Source organism: Citrobacter sp. Marseille-Q3906 (assembly GCF_916618775.1).
GTDB classification, from domain to species: domain Bacteria; phylum Pseudomonadota; class Gammaproteobacteria; order Enterobacterales; family Enterobacteriaceae; genus Citrobacter; species Citrobacter murliniae.
Map to the genome: position 1 here is coordinate 41,468 of NZ_CAKAKA010000003.1, position 14,205 is coordinate 55,672.

Below are 14,205 nucleotides of genomic sequence, written 5' to 3' on the forward strand. Positions count from 1 at the left end.
CATGGCGAAATTTTGCATGGCCTTGTTACTGCTGTTGACTGGCAGTTTTTCTCAACTTGGTGTTGCAGCAGATAACGAAGCCGCCTTTCACCAGCAACTGAATACGATGGCTGTTAAGCCTTATCATCATTCTCTGGAAGCCACCGGGCGCGATACATCATGCCAATTGTGTCATGGCGCCAGCACGCCAGTCGCCGCTCCAAATGATAAAGCATGCCTGAGTTGTCATGGAACGCGGGATCAGATTGCGGGATTAACGCAGCCAGATCCACATAAAAAGAATGCCGAGCCTAATCCGCATGATTCGATGCATTACGGCAAAGATGTTCCCTGCACTGCCTGCCATAACGAGCACAAACCTTCGGTTATCTACTGCAACAACTGCCACCTCTTTAAATATCCGGATATGAAGCCATGAGGGATATTATGTGTGGGCTCTTAAAGAGAGGTTTGTTTTGTCTGGTATCAGGATTGATATCGCTGTCGGGGTATTCCGCTCCGATCCCGACAGCGCAGCTCAATCAACCCTGTCAGGAATGCCATGCTGACAGTGACATTCAGGGAATATCAACCGATAAAGTGCAGGCTAATTTATTCGTCTCAATGGATAAATATCACGACAGCGTACATGGCAATGTGCCATGTATCGCTTGCCATCAGAGTCAGCCGGAAAGTGAGGGGTTTTCAGCCACCCCGCATGTGCTAAAACCCATTGGCGATAAGGTTTGTGAGAGCTGCCACGGCGTTGTGATGCGCGATACCGTGCATGCCATGCAGCAAAGCGTACATAATCAAAAGATTGCGAAAGGGCTGTTTTCCTGTACCTCCTGCCATAATGCGCACACGATGACGGCCGGGGAGATTAATCATCCAGATAAAAAACAAATCGCAGATGGTAATCTGATGTGCACCAATTGCCATTCGCGGGCAGGTGTATTTTCGCAGTTATCCGGGGGAAAGGCTTCTAAATCTCAGGATATGGCGCATACAGCGCTACCTTATGCCACACAACACCTCAGTAGCCTGCGGTGTATTGATTGTCATGCTGATGCCACGGATACAACGTTGCACCGGATATTACCGGCCTCACAAACGATCGGATGTGAGCAGTGTCATGGTGACGGATCGCTGCTTAGTGCTCGCCACAAAACGTTTGCCCCTGATGAAAACACCATTGCTGGCAGTAAGTTGGGGAAAGGATTATTTGACGACCTTGCGCTCAGAAATAAACTGGCGGCGGTCGCGGTCTCAGCCCCTGTTGTTCGTCAGGTTGATGGTGCCCTGTTTACCGATACCTATATGATCGGCAATAACGGGAGTGGGCGAGTCGATCGTTTGTTTGCATACGTTCTGTGTGGATTCGTTATTCTGCTTATTTGCCATGGTTTGGGGCGACTTGTGATATCTCATCAGGCAACAGGCGGAAAGATAGAAAAACGTTATCTCTATACGTTGCCCGTTCGCTGCTGGCACTGGCTAAATGCACTTTGTTTTGCCGTACTTATTATCAGTGGTTGCGCATTGCACTGGGTAAGTTCTCGATTCTCTCTTTGGGTCGATGTACATAATATTACTGGCGTGCTTTTGTGTGTTATCTGGTTGGGCTTTATTCTGTTGGCCTGCTGCGGTAACGGGCATCACTATCGGGTTCGTTGGCAGGGAATTATTGGGCGCCTGGTACGTCAGACTCGTTATTATTTGTATGGTATTTTCCGCGGAGAACCTCACCCGGAACATGCTTCGTCTGTGGCTAAATTTAATATCCTGCAACAACTGGGTTATATCGTCGTGATGTTTCTGTTGTTACCGCTACTGATTATCACCGGGTTATTGATGATGTACCCCGGTTATACGCCGGAAACCCTCTTCACATTGCCGGGTAAGCAAGTCGTTGCATATCTCCACTATGGTCTTGCTGTCACGATGGTGGCATTTATCATCATACATCTGTATTTGTGCAGTACTGGTGATACGCCAGGTGCGCTGATTAAAGGAATGATTGACGGTTTTCATCGTACCAGGACGCGTAAATAAAGGCGTTGCTCCCCTTTCCCTCATAATGAAAGGGGAGTGCTACTATTTATCTTTCACTGCAATACCGAGTTTCTTTATTTTGCTGTACAGGGTATTGCTATTCACACCAAGCAGTTCCGCTGCCCCACCTTTCCCTGAAATTTTCCCCCGTGTCTGGCGCAGCGCCAGTTGAATATGTTGACGCATCGCTTCATCAAGTGGCGCAATGGCATTGGTATTCATCTCGCCAGGCAGCATGATGTTGAGCTCATTGAGAGTGCCGCGAAAAAAGGCGTTTTCTAACAAACCAATTAATTCAGTAATATTGCCTGGCCAGTTGTACTCCCAAAGCAGGCGAAGAGAGTCTTCGCCTAAAACAGGTAAGGAGGCCTGTTTATGCTGTTTCGACAGGTATCTCAGATAGTGTATCAACAGAAGCGGAATATCGTTATGTCGATAACGGAGCGGAGGTAGCGTAATAACCTGACAGAGAATGTTGGCGTACCGTTGGCTTGTTATATTATGCTGATGAATGCTGTGATTTTCACTGTTACTGGGTATTTGAGTAGCTGAAAATGGTAGGGTCTGAATGGCTATAACCTGTATCTGGCAATATTCTCGGTAGTTTGAATGCAACCCCAGCAGAAAATTTTGCCAGCGCTCGGGTAATAACCTTATTTCATTTATCTGCAAAGACCCCTGATGCAATTCCAGAAATAAAGCAATGTTCGGTGGCAGAGCAAAATCGATAACCACCGTTTTGTCCACTTTTCCATTTTTTATGATTATTAATTGCCGGGCGGAGGCATTAAGTATTCCATAATAATGAATGCCGTTAGAATTGCGCTGTCGTAAAGCAGCTACAAAGGTTTTTTTTCCGACGCCCTCTTCACCCAACATCAGAATGGGTTGTTTACTATTTGCCAGTTCATCTAACGAATTATAAAGCTGGTACAGTGGGATATTGGACGGGCTGACAACGAATTGCTCATCTTCTTCTGATGCAGGAAGTCCTGGTATAAGAGGGGGGATATTTTTCAGTAAGAGGTTATGCCGTGACAGGGCAATGAAGGCAAGCAAGGAGAGCTCTCCTCGTACTGATTCAAACAACGCCGTATGCTGCGGTGTAAAGGCATTTGTATGGTAACTAAACACCCCCATTGCACCCAAACGCACGCCGTCCAGATGCATGCGCATCAGTATAAGGGATTTGATATTACGAAAGCAGGTATTTACAACATATTGAGTCAGCGGGCACTGACTCAGATTATCAATAAGTTGAGTGGAGAAATTATCCGAATAATCGAATTGTCGGGCAATGTTTTCAGGAATAGGGATGACATCCCGTTTCAGTCGTGCCGTTTTATGTGTCGCCAGTGCTAAAAACTGAATACAGCGGATGTCACTACGATAGTAGTTAAAAAAAATACCATCACATTCTATAGAATCTGGTATCGCCTGCAGGCAGGCATACATGGATTTCTCCAGCTGTGTACTGCTACATACTGCTGTCCGCAAATGTGACAAAGTCCTGTCCATGGCATATCCATTGTTCACGAGTGACAAGATGTCGGGAAAGAAAAGAGTAGATATATTTATAAATAATATTATTACAACCGTAACAGTTGGTATAACTATGCCATAAATTGCCAGGAGAGAAAACAGAGGAGGGGATAATTCTGGAGCAGAGTCATAAATAGCAGGAAATAAGATAATCCAGAAAGATTAGGCTCTTTCTGGATTATTTACAATCATCTGCGAATATTATGCGAACTCTTTTATGCTTTAACTCTCTGAATATATTCGCTAAAAGCAGTCAGCTGGCCGGTGAGATGATCCAACGTACTTTGATCAACCACTTCTCCGGTTTGTGGATCAACTTTGTTCTGAATGACGCCACCCATAAATTCCGGCTTGTTCATAACCATGGCGTCGAGAAATACCAGAATCTGGCGCAGATGGTACTGACAGCGAGCACCGCCGATGCCGCCCATTGAACTGGTCTGAATCAGAACCGGTTTCCCCGCCAGAGGTTGATCGGGCAGGCGAGACAGCCAGTCGATGGCATTTTTCAGTCCGCCCGGAACAGAATAGTTATATTCCGGCGTAACAATAACCACGCCATCGGCTTTCCTGATTTGTTCTGCCAGTGCTTCTACGCTTGCTGGAAAACCCTCTTCTTGCTGCAGATCGGCGTCATACAGAGGAAAATCACCGATAGAGGGTAATGCGTTGATTTCCATCCCCGCAGGAGCAATTTTTGGCAGCGTACGGGCAACCATTCCATTAAATGAACCTTTGCGCAGGCTCCCCAGTAACGTAACAACATTCAATGTTTCAGACATGGTTACTCCTGTTTCATCATGAAGGTTAAATCAGTTAAGCGTATAGCTCTTTGCTGCGGATAATTGTGAAAACCGGATCAGGCGACCCGTCGGCTCATTAGCGCGAGTCTGGATATCAGGCAAACATTTCCAATCCTGTTTACCATCAAACTCCCAAACCTTGAGTTTTTCAATGGCCGGCGTGACCGCGACTGACCATACCAATACATCTTCCGCATCGCAGATGGCTTCGATCTGCGCAGCATGGGCACATTTCAGACGCCCGGCACCGGGTAATAGCTGGAGCTCACGCGGGTCGTCATTGCACACATCACCGGTGAGTTTGAGTACGCTCTGGCGCAGAGTAATAAGTTGTGCGCGTGCTTCATTCGGATCGCTTTGGTTGTTGATCCACAGGTTTTCGTTACTGGAGAAATGGTAGGTTTCGGTTGAATGTGGATTATTAAACCCTCTGTTCGTCCGCTGAAGCTCCATATCCAGACCACATGCACCTTCTGTTGTCAGTACGACACCAACCATATTTCCGGCATAAGAAATTGAAAAGCCAGGCAGATTTTTATCGCGAAAGACGGGCTTACCTTTGGCTTCAATAACAATGTCGGGCAGTGTGCTTGTGCCGTAAAGCATAAACATCAGTTCGGCGAGCAGGCTTCTGGAGGCCAGAAAGCGTGTCCGGCGGTGAGTCGGTAAATTACTTGCTTCGATGTGGCATGGAGAAGGGAGACGAACTGAAACCAGGTGTCCCTCCGTAAGAATCCCTCTGGCAAAATGTGTCGCCATTTTTCGCTCCGTGATTAATGGTCCGTGATTATTACCAGAGTAACATTTACACGGCTTATAGGCAGGCTTTGCTGCCCAAAAAGTAGACGGAAACGAAATACATTACGCGACATTTACATTTCTGTAGCCAGCGTGGTTAATTTTGCAACAACATCGGAGGCGGATCGTCAGGTCATATCGCGATAAAGAGCCTTGATCGTCTCTTTTAACCAGACGATCTTAGGGTTGTGGCTGTTGCGTTTATGCCAAAGGAGGGTGAACGGTACGCGCATCTTCTCAAGCTGCGCAGCATCAAAAGGCATCGGACGCGCCACAAGCGGCAGCTGGTGAAGTTGGTTATAGCGCTTACAGTAGACTGGGGCCGTAGCTATCAACGCGTGATCCGGTTGCGCGGCCATAAACAGTGACTGCTCAAAACCAGGCAGACACAATGCGATATTTCGTTCGCGTCCCATCTCCTGGAGCACATCGTCCAGCGCCCAGGTATCGCTCTGCTCCCAGCTAATGCTGATATGGGGATAGCGCAGAAAAGTTTCCAGATTCCACTCTTCCCGCAATGCCGGATGATCCTCGCGCAACCAGACGCACGGGAGATCGGAAAACAACACCTCATAATCGATCGACAAAGGAAGCAGGCTGAGTAGTTCGCGCGATCGCGGGTGGCTTTCGCGGCCGGTAAAACCGATATCTACCTCGCCACGAATAATCGCGTCCAGCGAATCGTAGTCCCAGTTGCGCACTTTGATCGTCGCCTGTGGATAACGCTGATAGATCTGCTGTGAGAGCGTGTTGAACATGATCATCACCAGCGGTGTTTCGGCCACCAGATCAAACTTCAATCCGCGCGGCGATTCGTGGTTTGGCTTATCAAGCAGTTGGTTACTCATCTGCATCCACTCCGCCAGGTTTTGCTCCATGCTGACCATCAGCGGCGTTGGCGTCAGCCCCAGTGGGGTGTTTACAAACAACGGATCATCAAACCAGGCTCTCAGTTTCGACAACGATTTACTGACCGCCGAGGGCGTGACGCTCATCCGCTTAGCGGTTTTGGTAACGCTGCGCTCCTGCATCAGGAGCTGCAGACAGAGCAGTAAATTAAGATCGAGACTGCTGAGGGATTTCTTCATGAGTTGGCGCGGACCGGTCTGGAGCAACAGTGATAATCAGCATGATACTTACTATGCTACAACCAATCAGAATCCCGATCAGCATATTCAGCGCATCGAGGCCGAGGATAGCGGCCAGCCAAATCCACACTGATGAACCACAAACCTGGGCAATGCCTAATGTCGAGCTGGCTACGCCTGCACGCAGCGAGAATGGCCCCAACGCCTGGCTCATGGCGACACCGAAGCCCACCGAGAATCCCGCACAGATTAAAGTCAGCCCAAACAGAGTGAGCGCATGCGTATTGGCGAGCGTTAACACGATGCCTGCAGCGAGAAAGAGCCCTTGCGAGGTTAGCATCAGAGTTCGAGGTTTAAACAGGCTCAGTGCGAACGGTGTGGAGAACGATACTGCCATACTGATACCCGCAGTCATTGCCATCGTGGTGGCGTATTCACCACGGTCGAAGCCCATTACTTCCATCAGTAGCACCGGAGAAGTATTCACAAAGGTCAGTATCACAGATACGCTGAGGGTGGTAATAGCCAGTCGGCTGAGGAAAAAGCGGTTCACCAGCGACTCTGCGATTTGGTTGGTTCCCGCAGATGTTGAATGCGTTGCCGGGCGCGATTCCCGCAGGATAAACACTGAGAGCAGACAAACGACTACGCCCATGCCCATCATCGTATAGAACAGGCTCTGCCAGGGGTATTTGAGCATGATCAGGTGCCCCATCACCGGAGCCAGAACTGGCACGATACAGGTGATACCGTTCAACAATGACAGCACCTTCGCCCGACGGCGATCGTCCAGCGTATCGCGCAGTATCGCAAACGCCACTACATAGCAGCAGCCCGCACCAACGCCTTGAATGAAACGCCCTACCAGGAATGGCGAGCCACTTTCGGCAAAGGAGCACAGGGCAGAGGCGAAAATGAATATCAGGGCACCGACTATAGCCACTGGTTTTCGCCCTGACTGGTCCGCTACCTTACCCGCGAATAACATTGCTGTCGCCATCCCGGCAAGATAAACGGAGAATGCGATGTGCAGTTGCGCCTCGCTGGCATTCAGATCGGCGGCAATTCGCGGTAATCCCACCAGATACATATCAATTCCGGCTGGATAGAGTAAAACAAGGGCAAAGCTGCAGATTAGAAAGCGTGTCATAGCGACCTCATGAGGAATGTGGCGCTAAGAATACGGGGAGAGAGTCAGTAGTGCGAGTTGCCATTTGGACAACAGTGATTTCCTGATAGGAAAACACTGTTGTCGATTCAATTACAATTCACTCTTCTCGGTATTATTGGCGTAATCGCATTTTGCCCAAAGGGGTTTAATGGCATGCGTCGCACCGTTGAAGGGAAATTCTGCGTTTTTATTTTGTTGAGCGTGCAATAGCATATCGATCTCCGCATTGATGATAGCTTTCGCTTTGGAGTGATATCGCTGTAGTGAAACCTGGCTTAATTTATCGGGTAATTTCAGAAAGCTGTAACTTTTGACTTTATCGTAAACACCGTCTTTGACCTTCATTTTGCTGCCGGAGGGGACGCCAATTTTGAGATCATAGCTCTTTAGTCCTGCAATCCGCTCGGCAACGGTGATTTTTTCCGTTCGCTTGATATTTTTGCTGATCAGCAGCACTGTATTTCGTTGATGCCAGGCCTCAAACATTTGCACATTACCCACGTTTTCTTCATACGAACGTCTATTTGATTTAGGAAACAGAAAACTATTGGAGTTGTGGATTTTTTGTTCATTCTCAGTGAGGGAGGCCACGCTATCTTTTTTCTGTAATTCTTGCTCTGCAGCTGGGCGATAGATATGCAGCAGCCGATCGGCAAGCGTGAGCACCGCATCATAAAGGGTGTGTGTTTGAATGAGTTCCAATAGGTTATTGCGATCTATGGTTATTTGGCAAAATTCGCTATCCCAACTGATAGATTCGTGTTCTTTTTTTTCTTCGTTTTTTTGGGTTCTATCAGGTGAGATTGTTGTAAATTTCCAGCGATAGGGCGTTGATTGAGGTGTCTTCAGATAACGCAGGATGTCAAAAAGCCAGTGGTGAATATCAGTAGCATAAACGCCGATATAAACGTTCAGGATACGCTGAGCATCGTGCTCTGACCCTTGAGTGAGCACGCTGTCAATTAGTTGTTCGCAACCTTGTTTTTCAAGATCTTCCTTGATGGCTTTAAAATCATGACTTTCACGTATTCCTCTGATGGCGAATCCGCTGAAGGTATCCGCGAATGGTGTCAGCCATTGGGGGAGTGCACTGTGTTTTTGCCGATAATCCGCGATGAGATGGAACACTGTCTCGGATAAAATATCTAATCTATTGATAGAAAAATACTTATCTAATTTTTCTAATAGCAGGTCGCCATGTGAATGTGCTATTGAAAGATCCTGATGGCAGTAGCCTTTCCGTTTTTCTACGGGAATAGCTGGGCAACCTGTTTGACTGCTAGTTAAAATGGCAAACAGATCGTCGCGAATAAATTCCTCATGAAGGGACATCAGATGTTGGTAGCGCCCTCGGCGTTGTTCAGGCGGATGATTCATCTCCCCCCAAGTTTTCAGGCTTACGTTACCTTTATCGAACCCTTCATACAGTGTTCTCATAAACGCGAGAGTGTTCAGAAGAGGATCCTCTTTTTCTTCTTCAGCACCCACGGCATAGTTATCTGATTTATAAATCTCACTGATTTTAGCGCTTTGATCTTGCAGCGCAGTGATGACGCGATGTTGTTCTTCAAACCAATGGCGGCATTCGGGAAGCGTATAAAGGTGGCGAGCTTTAAAAATAAGAAGGAGTATTTGCTCGCTTATCGCATCGTATATATCCGGGAACGGGTGGCGTTCGCCAGAGAGAAAAGTGCGGAAAACCTGTTTTTGATGATCGGAAAGGGCCATTGATTCTCCATTTTTTGTGATTTCTATCACAAAATCAACCTGCGAAATTTTATAAATGTCATGCCGGGAAATGAAAGAACCCGGTAAGCTCAATCATGATATTTTCCGGAACTGATTGAAAAGTCTTCTATGTCTTTTGTATGCATCAAAATATCAAATGAAATCCACTTCAAAAAATATTAATTGAAGATTAAATATCAAATAGATTTTAGTCATGATTTATTTTCATAATATTTTATTTTTTTTATCAATTTATGTATTTTTTTTAATATTTTGATTTATTTAATGTGTTGAATATCATTGATTTCAACGAGGCATGTGCCTGTTACGTTGATAAAGGTGATAAGTATGTTTAGCGATCTCTTTGATTATATTAGTGAAAATCCTTTCAAATCTCTTGCTGTCGTAGCGGCAACTCTCGCGACAGGCGGGGCGGCGGCGGCCATGGCCCCGGCTATTGGCGCAGCGGTCAGTGCTGCGGGATTGGGCGTGGCCGGGGGGACCTTAAGCGGTGCCGCAGCCTCTTCAGCGGGGCTCGCTGCGTTGGGAGGAGGGAGCTTGGCTTCTGGTGGACTAGGTATGGCTGGAGGGAAGGCTGTTGTAACAACTGTGGGGGCTGTGATTGGCGGCAGTACATCCGGCAGTATTGCCAAATCTTCATCAACTTATTAACACATTATTTGGAGGCATTAATTATGGGTATTGTTGCGGCAGGTTTACGTGAGTGGAACTATCAAAAAATCAACCGATTAACTCACGCTGGCTTTAGCGACGGCACTATCGCCAGTGCAATTAATGATGACTTGAATGAGCGCAATGTTGAATTGCCGTCACCGTTAACTGCAGTAGATGTTGAGTCATACAAAAAATTATCGTTTCTGGCAGGTGAGCGCTCGTTAATTTCTGAGCATAAAATTCGTGCTCTCACTGACGAGTGTGAACCCGACGCCATGGAATGCTGATAATTTGGATCGGCGGAGAACCCGGTAAGCATGGGTTCTCCACCTTCTTGCGCCTAGCTTTCAATTTCTCGACAAAAGCACTCTCTCAAATTAAAAGCCAAAATTAGCGCTTACTTACCAATACAGAAACTGGAGAAAATCCTGCCCAGCAGATCGTCGGAAGTAAACTCTCCGGTTATCTCACTGAGGTTTTGTTGCGCCAGTCGCAGTTCTTCCGCCAGCAACTCTCCAGCCCACGCACCCAGCAACTGAGCTTTCCCTTGCTGGAGATGCTCTGCCGCTTCAGCCAGGGCTTGCAGATGACGACGACGCGCCAGGAAGCCGCCTTCCATATTTGTTTCAAAACCCATGCTCTGCTTGAGATGGTTGCGCAGTACGTCCACGCCTTCGCCGGTACGCGCAGAGAGGCGAACCAGTGAGTGGCCATTTACTTCGCTAAGACCCAGTGTTTCGCCAGTGATATCCGCTTTGTTACGCACGACCGTAATCGGTAGCTTCGCAGGCAGACGTGCAATAAAGTCAGGCCATATTTCTGCTGGATCTACTGCGTTCGTGGTGGTCCCATCAACCATAAACAGCACGCGGTCGGCTTGTTCTATCTCCTGCCAGGCGCGTTCGATACCAATACGCTCAACTTCATCGTTTGCATCGCGCAGACCGGCGGTATCGATGATATGCAGCGGCATACCGTCGATATGAATGTGCTCGCGCAGTACGTCGCGGGTGGTTCCGGCAATATCGGTCACGATCGCTGCTTCACGCCCCGCCAGTGCGTTCAACAGGCTTGATTTGCCTGCGTTAGGACGTCCGGCAATGACTACTTTCATCCCTTCACGCAACAGGCTGCCCTGACGCGCTTCGGCACGAACAGCATCAAGATCACTGATGACGCTATTGAGCTGCGCTTCAATTTTGCCGTCGGAAAGAAAGTCTATTTCCTCGTCCGGGAAATCAATCGCTGCTTCCACATAGATGCGCAGGTGAGTGAGTGCTTCCACAAGGTGGTTCACGCGGGAAGAAAATGCACCTTGCAACGAGTTTAGCGCCGAGCGTGCAGCTTGTTCCGAGCTGGCATCAATCAGGTCGGCAATGGCCTCTGCCTGAGCTAAATCGAGCTTATCGTTAAGAAATGCACGCTCAGAGAACTCGCCGGGTCTGGCAATGCGCAGGCCTGGAATCGTCAGAATGCGTTTTAACAGCAGATCGAGAATGACCGGTCCGCCGTGACCCTGAAGCTCTAAAACATCTTCACCAGTAAAGGAGTTCGGTCCGGGAAACCACAGGGCAATCCCCTGATCCAGCGCACTGCCATCTGCGTCTTTAAATGGCAGATAGTCTGCATAACGCGGTTTTGGCAGTTTGCCCAGTACGGTTTCGGCGACTTCGCGCGCTTTAAGGCCGGAGATACGCAGAATACCCACACCACCACGTCCCGGTGGGGTTGCCTGAGCGACGATGGTGTCGTTATGGCTCATGATATGTCTCGCTGAATACAAATAAAAAAGGCGGTCATCTGACCGCCCTTATTTTAGCGTTAACTCACCGAATCAGGAGTTTTTCTTCTCGCGGCTATGCAGGCCACGCTTCTCCAGACCACGGTAAATCAACTGCTGCTGAATAATGGTTACCAGGTTGCTGACGATATAGTACAGCACCAGACCTGACGGGAACCACAGGAAGAACACGGTGAAGATGACCGGCATAAAGGTCATGATCTTCTGCTGCATCGGGTCGGTCACTGTGGTCGGAGACATCTTCTGAATGAAGAACATCGTCACGCCCATCAGGATCGGCAGGATGTAGTACGGGTCCTGTGCAGACAGGTCATGGATCCACAGAGCGAACGGCGCATGACGCAGTTCAATGGATCCCATCAGCATGTAGTACAACGCCAGGAAGATTGGCATCTGGATGATCAGAGGGAAACAGCCACCCAGTGGGTTAACCTTCTCAGCTTTGTACAGTGCCATCATTTCCTGGCTCTGACGCTGTTTGTCATCGCCCAGACGCTCACGCATTGCCTGAATCTTCGGCTGCAGCATACGCATCTTCGCCATGGAGGTGTACTGCGCTTTGGTCAGCGGGTACATGATGCCACGAACGATAAAGGTGATAACGATGATGGAGAAGCCCCAGTTACCCAGGAAGCTGTGGATGAACTTCAGCAGTTTGAACAGAGGTTGGGAGATGAACCACAGCCAGCCGTAATCCACGGTCAGATCCAGGTGCGGAGCAACTGCCGCCATTTTATCCTGAATTTCCGGACCAACCCACAGGGTGCTGGTCATCGCACCAGTCTGGCCAGGCTGTACCAGTACCGGCTGAGATTTATAGCCGATAGCGGCAATGCCGTTACCCAGATTAGCGGTGTAGAAGTTATTGGTGCCGTCGTTACGCGGAACCCATGCCGTTGCAAAATACTGTTGCAGCATTGCTACCCAGCCGTCTTTAGCATTGACGTTCAGGTTTTCGTTTTCAGCAATGGTGTCGAACTTGTATTTTTCATACTTCTCATCAGGCGTGGAGTACGCTGCGCCACGGAAGGTGTGCAGCGCAAAGTTGCTGCTACCAGTGTCACGATGAGATGGCAGATTGATGGATTGCTTCAGCTGACCAAAGGTGGAGACTTCCAGCGGTTTCTCGCTGGCGTTCTGCACGCTGTAGTTAACGTTGACAGCATATTCACCACGCTTGAGGACAAACGTTTTAGTGAATGTGTTGCCCGCTGCGTCAGTATAGGTCATCGGGATCTGCAGTTCGTTCTGACCGTCAGCCAGTACAAAGGCGTCTTTTTCGACGTTGTACAGCGGACGCGGGCCGTTAGCCGGGTTATCCGGGCCATCGCGACCTGTCAGGCCACTTTGCGCCTGATAGATGAACTGTGGCGTGGTTTCCAGTAACTGGAACGGCTCGGTAGAACCGAGTTCTTTCGGGTAAGCTGGCAGCGAGGCCTGTTCCACATCACCACCACGGGTGTTGATGGTCAGATCAAGCACGTCAGTCTTAACCGTAATCAGTTTCCCCTGGCCACTGGCCGGTACGCCCTGGTCGGCGGCGCTACCCGCTGCGGTGGTCGTTGTCTGCGTGGTCTGTTGAGCTTGAGGTTGAGGATTTTTATCCTGCTCCCAGGCTTGCCAGATCATGAAAGACACGAACAGCAAAGCGATGACTAAAAGATTGCGTTGCGAATCCATCGTTAGTGTTCTCTGGTATCAAATGGTCCGGGCGGGACGGGATCGTCACCACCAGGGTGTAAAGGGTGGCATTTTAATACGCGTTTCACCGTCAACCAACTGCCTTTTATCACTCCAAACCTGCGCAATGCCTCAATTCCGTAGCTCGAACAGGTTGGAGTGAAACGGCAATGCGGCCCAAGCAGCGGACTGATAAGGCGTTGATAGACCCGAATGAGGGCTATCAGGACCCGCGAGCCAGGCGACAATGGCGACGCCATAATTTTTCCAACGCTTCCGAGAGAGCACGGTTATCGAGGTCAGCAACCCCTTTTTTAGCCACCACCACGAAATCCATCGCTGGAAGTTCGTGCTGACGAAGACGAAAACTTTCACGCGTCAGACGTTTAATCCGATTGCGTTCATGTGCGCGTCGAACGTTTTTCTTGGCGACTGTAAGACCGATACGGGGATGCCCCAGCGAATTCAGGCGGCCGAGGATGGTGATTTGCGGCGTGCCAGCCCGTTGTGGCTGCTGGAAGACGAATGTGAAATGAGTGGGAGTTAACAAACGTAACTCCCTGGGAAATGCGAGCTTAACCACTCAGGGGCTAGCTTTTATTACTTAGAAACGGTCAGACGAGAACGGCCTTTAGCACGACGACGTGCCAGAACCTGACGACCATTTTTATTAGCCATACGAGCACGGAAGCCGTGAGAACGGTTGCGCTTCAGTACAGACGGTTGAAAAGTGCGTTTCATGGCGATTTCTACCTAAACTTGAATAAATTCACTGACTTTTGCGTATACCCGAACGAATATCGAACGACTTACGCCACAGTGTGGGTGATTAAAGAGGCCGGATTGTAATAATTGTACACTCCGGAGTCAATTCTCTTTCCTTAT

At 48.8% G+C, this 14,205-nt stretch carries 15 protein-coding genes; 4 read left to right on the forward strand and 11 right to left on the reverse strand.

Features of this window, described 5'->3' with window-relative positions; all coding sequences use genetic code 11:
• The first annotated feature begins 1 nt into the window (after position 1).
• On the forward strand, positions 2–418 hold the full coding sequence (locus LG384_RS17565) for a cytochrome c3 family protein (RefSeq protein WP_052369300.1): 417 nt from the start codon (positions 2–4) through the stop codon (positions 416–418).
• 8 nt (positions 419–426) lie between these two features.
• Complete coding sequence (gene phsC, locus LG384_RS17570; protein ID WP_225761320.1) at positions 427–2,034, forward strand: thiosulfate reductase cytochrome B subunit; 1,608 nt, start codon at positions 427–429, stop codon at positions 2,032–2,034.
• Positions 2,035–2,076: 42 nt separating this feature from the next.
• Here phsC and LG384_RS17575 read toward each other — a convergent pair whose 3' ends face one another.
• From LG384_RS17575 to LG384_RS17600, 6 genes are all read right to left on the reverse strand, one after another.
• Positions 2,077–3,489, reverse strand: coding sequence for a helix-turn-helix domain-containing protein (locus LG384_RS17575; RefSeq protein ID WP_225761321.1), 1,413 nt, complete (start codon positions 3,487–3,489; stop codon positions 2,077–2,079).
• A 302-nt stretch (positions 3,490–3,791) separates the two neighbouring features.
• Positions 3,792–4,358 carry an NADPH-dependent FMN reductase gene (locus LG384_RS17580; RefSeq protein WP_045448979.1) on the reverse strand — a complete coding sequence of 189 codons (567 nt, stop codon included), beginning with the start codon at positions 4,356–4,358 and terminating at the stop codon, positions 3,792–3,794.
• A gap of 30 nt (positions 4,359–4,388) precedes the next feature.
• Complete coding sequence (locus LG384_RS17585) at positions 4,389–5,138, reverse strand: 4'-phosphopantetheinyl transferase superfamily protein (protein WP_225761322.1); 750 nt, start codon at positions 5,136–5,138, stop codon at positions 4,389–4,391.
• Between the two features lie 167 nt (positions 5,139–5,305).
• Complete coding sequence (gene yidZ, locus LG384_RS17590; RefSeq protein ID WP_045448976.1) at positions 5,306–6,265, reverse strand: HTH-type transcriptional regulator YidZ; 960 nt, start codon at positions 6,263–6,265, stop codon at positions 5,306–5,308.
• Positions 6,234–7,415, reverse strand: coding sequence for an MFS transporter (locus tag LG384_RS17595; protein ID WP_225761323.1), 1,182 nt, complete (start codon positions 7,413–7,415; stop codon positions 6,234–6,236). The genes yidZ and LG384_RS17595 overlap by 32 nt, the downstream gene beginning before the upstream one ends.
• Before the next feature lie 111 nt (positions 7,416–7,526).
• Positions 7,527–9,164, reverse strand: a complete 1,638-nt coding sequence (locus tag LG384_RS17600; protein WP_200011121.1) for a hypothetical protein — start codon at positions 9,162–9,164, stop codon at positions 7,527–7,529.
• 348 nt (positions 9,165–9,512) lie between these two features.
• Here LG384_RS17600 and LG384_RS17605 point away from each other — a divergent pair, with 348 nt between their 5' ends.
• Both LG384_RS17605 and LG384_RS17610 read left to right on the forward strand, forming a co-directional pair.
• Positions 9,513–9,836 carry a hypothetical protein gene (locus tag LG384_RS17605; RefSeq protein ID WP_052369298.1) on the forward strand — a complete coding sequence of 108 codons (324 nt, stop codon included), beginning with the start codon at positions 9,513–9,515 and terminating at the stop codon, positions 9,834–9,836.
• A gap of 23 nt (positions 9,837–9,859) precedes the next feature.
• Entirely contained in the window at positions 9,860–10,126 is a 267-nt protein-coding gene (locus tag LG384_RS17610; protein WP_045448970.1) for a hypothetical protein, read from the forward strand.
• A 110-nt stretch (positions 10,127–10,236) separates the two neighbouring features.
• On the opposite strand, the gene mnmE is transcribed toward LG384_RS17610, so the two are convergent.
• The 5 genes from mnmE to rpmH form a co-directional block, all read right to left on the reverse strand.
• Positions 10,237–11,601 (reverse strand): tRNA uridine-5-carboxymethylaminomethyl(34) synthesis GTPase MnmE, encoded by a 1,365-nt coding sequence (gene mnmE, locus LG384_RS17615; protein ID WP_045448968.1) that lies wholly within the window; start codon positions 11,599–11,601, stop codon positions 10,237–10,239.
• A gap of 72 nt (positions 11,602–11,673) precedes the next feature.
• Positions 11,674–13,320, reverse strand: a complete 1,647-nt coding sequence (gene yidC, locus LG384_RS17620; RefSeq protein ID WP_045448966.1) for a membrane protein insertase YidC — start codon at positions 13,318–13,320, stop codon at positions 11,674–11,676.
• A 2-nt stretch (positions 13,321–13,322) separates the two neighbouring features.
• The gene (yidD, locus tag LG384_RS17625) at positions 13,323–13,580 is read right to left on the reverse strand and encodes a membrane protein insertion efficiency factor YidD (RefSeq protein ID WP_003023846.1); all 258 of its coding nucleotides are present in this window, start codon (positions 13,578–13,580) and stop codon (positions 13,323–13,325) included.
• Positions 13,544–13,903 carry a ribonuclease P protein component gene (gene rnpA / locus LG384_RS17630; protein ID WP_045448963.1) on the reverse strand — a complete coding sequence of 120 codons (360 nt, stop codon included), beginning with the start codon at positions 13,901–13,903 and terminating at the stop codon, positions 13,544–13,546. The genes yidD and rnpA overlap by 37 nt, the downstream gene beginning before the upstream one ends.
• 17 nt (positions 13,904–13,920) lie before the next feature.
• Positions 13,921–14,061 (reverse strand): 50S ribosomal protein L34, encoded by a 141-nt coding sequence (rpmH, locus tag LG384_RS17635; protein WP_003023858.1) that lies wholly within the window; start codon positions 14,059–14,061, stop codon positions 13,921–13,923.
• Between the last annotated feature and the right edge of the window lie 144 nt (positions 14,062–14,205).